General features: G+C 67.2%; 7 protein-coding genes and 2 riboswitches. Of the genes, 3 read left to right on the top strand and 4 right to left on the bottom strand.

Features of this window, described 5'->3' with window-relative positions; translation table 11 throughout:
- The 4 genes from UW3_RS29390 to cobW all read right to left on the bottom strand — a co-directional run.
- Positions 1–436 (bottom strand): vWA domain-containing protein (locus UW3_RS29390; RefSeq protein ID WP_010222036.1); only part of this gene is annotated, 436 nt, incomplete at its 3' end.
- A 95-nt stretch (positions 437–531) separates the two neighbouring features.
- Complete coding sequence (locus UW3_RS0109020) at positions 532–1,533, bottom strand: magnesium chelatase ATPase subunit I (protein ID WP_010222035.1); 1,002 nt, start codon at positions 1,531–1,533, stop codon at positions 532–534.
- Position 1,534: 1 nt separating this feature from the next.
- The gene (gene cobN, locus UW3_RS0109015; RefSeq protein WP_010222034.1) at positions 1,535–5,296 is read right to left on the bottom strand and encodes a cobaltochelatase subunit CobN; all 3,762 of its coding nucleotides are present in this window, start codon (positions 5,294–5,296) and stop codon (positions 1,535–1,537) included.
- Positions 5,297–5,299: 3 nt separating this feature from the next.
- Positions 5,300–6,367, bottom strand: coding sequence for a cobalamin biosynthesis protein CobW (cobW, locus tag UW3_RS0109010; RefSeq protein ID WP_010222033.1), 1,068 nt, complete (start codon positions 6,365–6,367; stop codon positions 5,300–5,302).
- Between the two features lie 96 nt (positions 6,368–6,463).
- A riboswitch (cobalamin riboswitch) is annotated at positions 6,464–6,661 on the bottom strand.
- Between the two features lie 59 nt (positions 6,662–6,720).
- Positions 6,721–6,949: riboswitch (cobalamin riboswitch) on the top strand.
- Between the two features lie 98 nt (positions 6,950–7,047).
- Between cobW and UW3_RS0109005 the strand changes: the two genes are divergently transcribed.
- The 3 genes from UW3_RS0109005 to UW3_RS26715 form a co-directional block, all read left to right on the top strand.
- A complete protein-coding gene (locus tag UW3_RS0109005; RefSeq protein ID WP_010222032.1) occupies positions 7,048–7,233 on the top strand; it encodes a CbtB domain-containing protein in 186 nt (61 codons plus the stop codon).
- An 11-nt stretch (positions 7,234–7,244) separates the two neighbouring features.
- Positions 7,245–7,937, top strand: coding sequence for a CbtA family protein (locus tag UW3_RS0109000; RefSeq protein WP_010222030.1), 693 nt, complete (start codon positions 7,245–7,247; stop codon positions 7,935–7,937).
- Between the two features lie 2 nt (positions 7,938–7,939).
- A partial coding sequence (locus tag UW3_RS26715) for a cobalamin biosynthesis protein (protein ID WP_010222029.1) occupies positions 7,940–8,242 on the top strand: 303 nt, incomplete at its 3' end.

Genomic DNA, 8,242 nt, shown 5'->3' with positions numbered 1-8,242 from the left:
GCAGCCCCTGCCAAGCCTTGAGCCGGCCATCGGTCACAATCAGGCATCGCTGAAGTTCTGCCGGATAGCGTCGCTGACGCGCCTGCAGCCAGTCCCGTGCCTGCTCCAGTGCCGCCAGCAATGGCGTACCGCCGCCCGCCCCCAACGCCTCCAGCCACGGCTGCAAGCTCGCCGATGCTTTCAGCCCGTGGCGTTGCCAACGCGGCGCGTTACCGCTGGCGGTGAGCAGGGTCAGCCGCGCACGACGGCGGTAGGCCTGATCAAAAAACTCGCCAAGCATGCCCTTGGCCCGGCTCAGGGCCTGGTGGCGGCGGGTTGACGCCGAAGCATCGACAATCACCAGCCACAACTCATGGGCGCTGGCCGCGCGCTGTTGCCAGCACAGGTCGGTGCGCGTGCGCGGGCGGCCCTTGAGCAAGGTCGCGGGCCAGGCCACCGCGCCGGATGCCGCCTGCTTGCCACGCCCACGCGGGCCTGCGGCAAGTGCTCCGGGTCGGGGTTTGGCATCCGCGCTGGTGTGCCGGCGGATGCTCAGGGCTTTTTTGCCCAGCTCGGTACCTCGCGCCGGGCGCCGCTCGGGGTGGCTTGTGGCGCCAGTTCGCCCCATTGACCCTGGCCTTGCTGGCCGGCCGATGGCAGCATCGCCGCACCGTTGTCTGGCGCTTGCGGTTGTGGCGCGGGGGCTTCACGGCGGCGATGGCGCAAGGCGAATTCGGCCACGGCATCGATATCCTCGGCTTCGATCGCCAGCGCACCACGCCACGCCGCGTGGGCCCGGGCCGCCCGCAGCCAGACCAGGTCGGCGCGCAAGCCATCGACGCCGGCGGCAAAGCAGCGCTCGGTAATCTGCACCAGGGCCTGGTCATCCAGGGCAATCTGCGTCAAACGTTCGCGAGCACCGTGACAACGCTCGCGCAGGGCCGCCTGAGCGGGCGCCCACTGGGCACAGAACGCCTCGGGATCACAGTCGAAATCAAGGCGCCTGCGAATGATCTGGCCACGGGCTTCGGGCAACGGCTGGCCTTCGAGCACGACATTAAGGCCGAAGCGGTCGAGCAGTTGCGGGCGCAACTCGCCCTCCTCCGGGTTCATGGTGCCTATCAGCACGAAACGGGCGCTGTGGCGGTGGGAAATACCGTCGCGCTCGACCCGGTTGGTGCCACTGGCAGCCACGTCCAGCAACAGGTCGACCAGGTGATCCGCCAGAAGATTGACTTCATCCACATAAAGCACGCCGCCGTCGGCCTTGGCCAGCACACCGGGGGAGAATTGCGCCTTGCCTTGGCCCAGTGCCGCATCCAGGTCAAGTGTGCCAACCAGGCGCTCCTCACTGGCGCCCAAGGGCAAGGTCACGAACGGCCCCTCGCCGAGCAAATCGGCCAGGCCCCGGGCCAGGGTGCTCTTGGCCATGCCGCGCGGCCCTTCGATCAGCACGCCGCCGATCTTCGGGTCGATGGCGGTCAGGCACAACGCCAGCTTCAGCTGATCGGCGCCAACCACGGCGGCCAGGGGGAAGTGTGCAGGTTCGCTCATCTCAATTCTCTTCTTCGCCGTCCAGCAGCTGTTCTTCCAGGGCTTCGCGGTACTCGCCGGGCTCCTGCCAGAGCCCGCGCTGTTGGGCTTCGAGCAGGCGCTCGGTGATGTCGCGCAGCGCCTCGGGGTTGTGCTGACGGATAAAATCGCGGGTCGGCCCATCGAGCACGTAGGCGTCGGCCAGCGACTGGTAATGGTGGTCGTCGATCAGGTGCGTGGTGGCATCGAACGCGAACAGGTTATCGACGGTGGCGGCCAGCTCGAAGGCACCTTTGTAGCCGTGGCGCTTGGCCCCGTCGATCCACTTGGGGTTCAGCGCCCGGGCACGGATCACCCGGTTGAGCTCTTCCTTGAGGGTGCGGATGCGTGGCCGGTCGGGCTGGCTGTGATCGCCGTGGTAGCTGGCAACGTTGTTGCCGCTCAGGCTTTCCACGGCGGCGAGCATGCCACCCTGAAACTGGTAGTAGTCGTTGGAGTCGAGCAGGTCGTGCTCGTGGTTGTCCTGGTTCTGCACCACCGCCTGCACCTGGCTCAGGCGCCGGGCAAAATGCGCGCGCGCCGGCGTGCCGTCATCGGCTGCACCATAGGCATAGCCACCGTGATTGAGGTAGACCTCGGCCAGGTCCTGGCGCTCGTTCCACAGGCGCCCGTCGATGGCATTCTGCACACCCGCGCCATAGGCGCCCGGCTTGGCCCCGAACACCCGCCAGCCGGCCTGACGGCCCGCCTGTTCGGCGTCCAGGCCCTGGGCCAGCAACTCGGCGCGCTCGCTGCGCACCTTGGCCGCCAGGGGGTTGAGGTCATCCGGCTCATCCAGCGCCGCCACCGCCTGCACAGCAGCATCGAACAGTTTGATCAGGTTGCCGAAGGCATCGCGGAAGAACCCCGACACCCGCAAGGTGACGTCCACCCGGGGGCGGTCGAGCAGGCTCAAGGGCAGGATCTCGAAATCGTCGACGCGCTGGCTGCCGCTGGCCCATACCGGCCGCACGCCAAGCAGGGCCATGGCCTGGGCAATATCGTCGCCGCCGGTGCGCATGGTCGCCGTGCCCCACACTGACAGGCCCAGCTGGCGCAGGTGATCGCCATGGTCCTGCAGGTGACGCTCGAGAATCAGGTTGGCCGAGGCAAAGCCGATGCGCCAGGCGGTGGTGGTCGGCAGGTTGCGCACATCGACGGTATAAAAGTTGCGCCCGGTCGGCAGCACGTCCAGGCGCCCGCGACTCGGTGCGCCACTCGGGCCAGCGGGCACGAAGCGCCCGTCCAGGGCCGCGAGCAGGCCATGCATTTCTGCCGGGCCACAGCCATCCAGTTGCGGTGCGACCTGATGCTCCAGCGCCTCGACAATGGCCTGCACCTGCACCCATTCGGGGCCGCCGGCAAGCTGCACGCTGCCATCGAGGGTCTGCTCGATCAGCTGGCTGGCATACCGCTCCAGGCGCTCGCGGGTATCGCCTGCGGTACGCCACAACGCCGCATCGAGGTCGGCCAGCAGCGCCGGGCGCGGGCCCTGCCAGGGCTGGCCAAGGTCGCAATCGAGCGGATCGAAGCCCAGCTTCAGCGCCCTGGCCAAGGCCCGCAACAGGCTACCGTTGGCCCCGCGCCCATCGCCCCGCTCAACCCGCAACAGGGCCAGCAAGGTGTCGATGCGCAGGCGTCCGCTCGGGGACTCGCCGAACACATGCAGGCCATCGCGGATCTGCGACTCCTTGAGGTCGCACAGGTAGGTGTCCAGGCGTGGCAGCCACACCGCCGCGTCGTCCAGCGCGCCTTCGATCTGCAGTTCACGGTCGATATGGTTGTCGCGTACCAGCGCGAGGATATCGCGCTGCAACTCCCGAGCCCGGCGCGGGTCGAGCAGTTGCGCCTCGTAGTACTCGTCGGCCAGCAGCTCCAGGTTGCGCAATGGCCCGTAGGTTTCGGCGCGGGTCAGCGGCGGCATCAGGTGGTCGATGATCACCGCCTGGGTGCGGCGCTTGGCCTGGGCACCCTCGCCCGGATCATTGACGATAAACGGGTAGATGTTCGGCAGCGGCCCGAGCAAGGCGTCCGGCCAGCAGCTGTCGGACAGGCCGACGCCTTTGCCGGGCAGCCATTCCAGGTTGCCGTGCTTGCCGACATGGATCAGCGCATCGGCGGCAAAGCCGTGACGCAGCCAGAAGTAGAACGCCAGGTAGCCGTGCGGCGGCACCAGGTCGGGGTCGTGGTAGACCGCGCTCTGGTCCAACTGGTAACCCCGTGCCGGCTGGATGCCGACGAAGGTCAGGCCGTAGCGCAGACCGGCGATCATCATCCGCCCGCTGCGGAACATCGGGTCCTGGCTCGGCTCGCCCCAGCGCTCGCGCACAGCCATCTGGTTGGCCTCGGGCAAAGCGGCAAAAGCCGCCAGGTAATCGTCCAGGGCCATGCTCTGCATGCACGGGCGCAGGTCAAGGCTGTCCAGGTCGTTGCTGACGCCGCCGAGCAGGGCCTGGATCAGCGCCGTGCCGCTGTCGGGCAAGGGTGCCACGGGATAGCCCTGAGCCTGCAAGGCGCGCAGGATGTTCAGCGCGGCGGCCGGGGTGTCGAGACCCACGCCGTTGCCAATGCGGCCATCGCGGGTCGGGTAGTTGGCGAGGATCAGCGCCACGCGTTTCTGCGCGTTGGGTAGCTGTGCCAGGTCGCACCAACGCCGCGCAAGCTCGGCGACAAAGTCCATGCGCTCGGGCTGGGCCCGGTAGCAAACCACATCGCACTGGCTGCGCTCACTGCGCCAGGCCAGGTCCTTGAAGCTGATCGGCCGGGTGATGATGCGCCCGTCCAGCTCCGGCAAGGCGATGTGCATGGCCAGGTCGCGGGCGCCCAGGCCTTGCTCGCTGGCCTGCCAGGCCGGCTCGTTGTCCTGGGCGCAGATCGCCTGCAACACCGGGATATCGCGGCGGAACGGGCGCAGGTGCGGCTGCTCGGGGCTGGACTGGGCAAAGCCTGTGGTGTTGATGATCAGCGCCGCGTCAACCTGGTCCAGCCAATCCTCGACCTGTTGCAGGCAACCTGCCTCCTTGAGGCTGGCCACGGCAATCGGCAAGGGGTTGAGGCCGGCCCGTTGCAAGCGCTGGCAAAAGGTATCGATAAAGGCAGTGTTGGCCGCCTGCAGGTGCGAGCGGTAGAACAGGATCGGCACCACCGGCTGCTCGACCTGCCACTCGTCGAACCAGTCCTCCAGCACCGCAGCGGCCTTGCGCGGGTGATACACCGCAGTGCGCGGCAGCTGCTGCGGCTCGCTCCAGGGGTAGTCGCCCTGCAGGTACTGGCTGGCCAGGCAGTTGAACAGGTTCAAGGCGTTGGCCTTGCCGCCCTGGCGCAAAAAGTGCCAGAGCCGTTCGGCCTGCTCGGCCGGCACCGTGCTCAGGCGGGTCAGTTCCGGGTCCGGCCGGTCGTCGCCCGGCACCAGGATCAGTTGCACGCCACGGGCGGTCAGTTCCAGCAGTTGCTCGACACCATAGCGCCAGTAACCGACGCCGCCGTGCAGCGACACCAGGATGACCTTGGCATGGCGTAGCACCTGGTCGACATACAGGTCGACCGAGGCGTGATTCTGGACCTGCATCGGGTTGGCCAGACGCAGGCTGGGGAACGCCTCGGGCAGCTGCTGGGCGGTTTCGGCCAGCAGCGCCAGGTGCGAGTCACCGCTGCAGAGGATTACCAGCTCGGCCGGGGTCTGGCCGAGGTCGGCAATACTGTCGTCCGGTACAAAGCCACCGGGCTGGGTCCGCAGCAGGTGCATGGGTCAAGCGCCCAGAGCGGCGCGCAGGCGCGCTTCCAGTTGTGCCGCATCCAGTTCCTGGCCGATCAGCACCAGGCGTGTGGTGCGTGGCTCTTCGCTGCGCCAGGCGCGGTCGAAGTGCCTGTCGAAACGGGTCCCCACGCCCTGGATCAGCAGGCGCATCGGCTTGCCCGGGATCGCCGCAAAACCTTTGACCCGCAGGATGCCATGCTGCACCACCAACTGGGTCAGGGCATCGAGCAGCAGGCTTTCGTCGGCTTGCGGCAGCTCGATGGAGATCGAGTCAAAGGCGTCGTGGTCATGGTCGTCGTGATCGTCGCCATCGTGGTGCGAATCATGGTGAGTACGGCGGCCATCGATGTGCGCCTCGGACTCGGCGCCCAGGCCCAGCAGCACCTCCAGCGGCAGGCGGCCGCTGCTGGCTTCGATCACCTTGACTGCCGGTGGCAGCTCTTCTTCGACTTCGGCGCGCACCTTGGCCAGGTCACCGGCGGCAATCAGGTCGGCCTTGTTCAGCACCACCAGGTCGGCGCTGGCCAATTGGTCGGCGAACAGCTCATGCAACGGCGATTCGTGGTCCAGGTTGGGGTCGAGCTTGCGCTGGGCATCGACCTGCTCCGGGTAGGCGGCAAAGGTGCCAGCGGCGACGGCCGGGCTGTCGACCACGGTGATCACCGCGTCGACGGTGCAGGCGTTGCGAATCTCCGGCCACTGGAAGGCTTGCACCAAGGGTTTGGGCAGGGCCAGGCCGCTGGTTTCGATGAGGATATGGTCCAGATCGCCACGGCGGGCCACCAGCTCGCGCATCACCGGGAAGAATTCTTCCTGCACGGTGCAGCACAGGCAGCCGTTGGCCAGCTCATAGACACGGCCGTTGGCTTCTTCTTCGGTGCAGCCGATGCTGCACTGCTTGAGGATTTCGCCGTCGATGCCCAGTTCGCCAAACTCGTTGACGATCACCGCGATACGCCGCCCCTGGGCGTTGTCGAGCATATGCCGCAGCAGCGTGGTCTTGCCCGAGCCGAGGAAGCCGGTAACGATGGTGACGGGGAGTTTGGCCAGTGTTTTCATGTCGATGCCCTTGGCAGGATGGCGGGCATGCGGGACGAGCGCCAACGGTGTCACGCACCTGGCCTGTTCGCCACCGGATCACCCCGCCCGGTTGAATGTCGGAAACTGTCCGAGGCAGGTCTCCTGGCTTGCATTGCACCGGCGCCCGGGCCAGTCGAACGACGCCTTCCCGCAGGGTTGCAGTGGCTGTGTCGAACGCTTCAATGCTTACAGTTGCGGGGGCAGCCGCGGCTTGAACCGCGTTCCCGTCTTAGCTTCGGCCAGCGCCGAAGAACCTCGAAGCGGCTAGGCTACGCAGTGCCCGGTGAGCGGTCAACTGCTGTCACGATTGACGCCTGCCCGCGCCCGTGATTTGCTAAGGCCATTCGATTGGGTGCCCCTTGAGGGTGAAACTGGGAAACCGGTGCGTCATATGCTTCTTTATTGAGGCGCATGACAAGTCCGGTGCTGCCCCCGCAACGGTAAGTGAGAAAAGCGTCAGAACCACTGTGCCCGCTGTTTGGCATGGGAAGGTGACGCCTGTGGTGTGGCCACCTGCCCACCCTCACCAGCCCGGAGACCGGCCCAACGTTTGACTGAACAAACCCGCGGTGGGCGGGCGCTGTTGCAACCCCTGGGCGAACCTCGTGCAGGGGTTTGCTGCGCTTGCCTGTTGCCGACAACACCAAGAGGAAAGCGCCATGCGTACCAGTACCGTCAGTAATGAAGCCGTTACCCCTTCAAGCCTCAGCCAGCGCCTGCTGGTTGCCGTCGGTGCCTCGCTGCTGGGCCTGTGCCTGGTGTACTTCGCCGGTTTCTCGCACATCGAAGCAGTGCACAACGCCGCCCACGATACCCGCCACAGCGCCGCCTTCCCTTGCCATTGAGTGCTGCCCCGATGATCAAGCGTATTGCCAGTACCGCAGGCTTTACCGGCCTGCTGGCCGCCCTGCTGCTGACCCTGCTGCAAAGCTTCTGGGTCGCGCCGCTGATTCTCCAGGCGGAAACCTATGAAAGCGCCGCGCCTGCGGTCGAGGCGCCCCATGAACATGCCGCTGGCACCGCCGAGCATCATCACGACAGTGAAGCCTGGTCGCCTGAAGACGGCTGGCAGCGGGTCCTGTCGACCACCGGCGGCAACCTGGTGGTGGCGGTCGGTTTCGCCCTGATCCTCGCCGCGCTCTACACCCTGCGGGCACCGAAGAGCGTAATCAGCGGCGCGCTGTGGGGCCTGGGCGGCTTTGCCGTGTTCTGCCTGGCGCCGACCCTGGGCCTGCCGCCGGAGCTGCCGGGCACCGCTGCCGCCGATCTGGCCCAGCGCCAGGCCTGGTGGGTCGGCACCGCCGCCGCCACCGCCGTCGGTCTCGCCTTGATCGTATTCGCCCACAACTGGCTGCTGAAGATAGTCGGCGCAGTGTTGCTGGTAGTCCCGCATGTGCTTGGCGCGCCACAGCCCGAAGTCCACCAGATGCTCGCCCCAGAAGCCCTGGAAGCCGAGTTCAAGGTCGCCTCGCTGCTGACCAACGCCGCGTTCTGGCTGGCCCTGGGCCTGATCAGCGCCTGGCTGTATCGCCGTTCGAGCCAGCCCTGAGGATGCAGCTGTACCTCGGCCTGGGTTGCCGTCGCGGCTGCCCGGTCGACGCCCTGAGCGCCCTGCTCACGCGTACCCTGCTCGCCCATGACCTGCCGCCCGGCGCGGTCATGGGCCTGGCCAGCATTGACCTCAAGCGCGACGAACCCGGCCTGCATGAACTGGCCCGGCGCCTGGACGTGCCGCTGGTGTTTTTCAGCGCGGCGCAACTGGCCGCCTTCGAACAGCGCCTGAGCCACCGCTCGGCCGTGGCCTACCAGCACAGCGGTTGTTATGGCGTGGCCGAGAGCGCCGCCCTGGCCCTG

The organism is Pseudomonas donghuensis, assembly GCF_000259195.1.
GTDB lineage: Bacteria > Pseudomonadota > Gammaproteobacteria > Pseudomonadales > Pseudomonadaceae > Aquipseudomonas > Aquipseudomonas donghuensis.
Note: the sequence above shows the minus strand (reverse complement) of the source record. Positions and strands in the feature narration are given on the sequence as shown.

What these genes read in the sequence shown, in the direction of transcription:
- cobW (WP_010222033.1), bottom strand. Translation starts at nt 6,367, where the DNA reads ATGAAAACACTGGCCAAACTCCCCGTCACCATCGTTACCGGCTTCCTC.
- cobN (WP_010222034.1), bottom strand. Translation starts at nt 5,296, where the DNA reads ATGCACCTGCTGCGGACCCAGCCCGGTGGCTTTGTACCGGACGACAGT.
- UW3_RS0109020 (WP_010222035.1), bottom strand. Translation starts at nt 1,533, where the DNA reads ATGAGCGAACCTGCACACTTCCCCCTGGCCGCCGTGGTTGGCGCCGAT.
- UW3_RS0109005 (WP_010222032.1), top strand. Translation starts at nt 7,048, where the DNA reads ATGCGTACCAGTACCGTCAGTAATGAAGCCGTTACCCCTTCAAGCCTC.
- UW3_RS0109000 (WP_010222030.1), top strand. Translation starts at nt 7,245, where the DNA reads ATGATCAAGCGTATTGCCAGTACCGCAGGCTTTACCGGCCTGCTGGCC.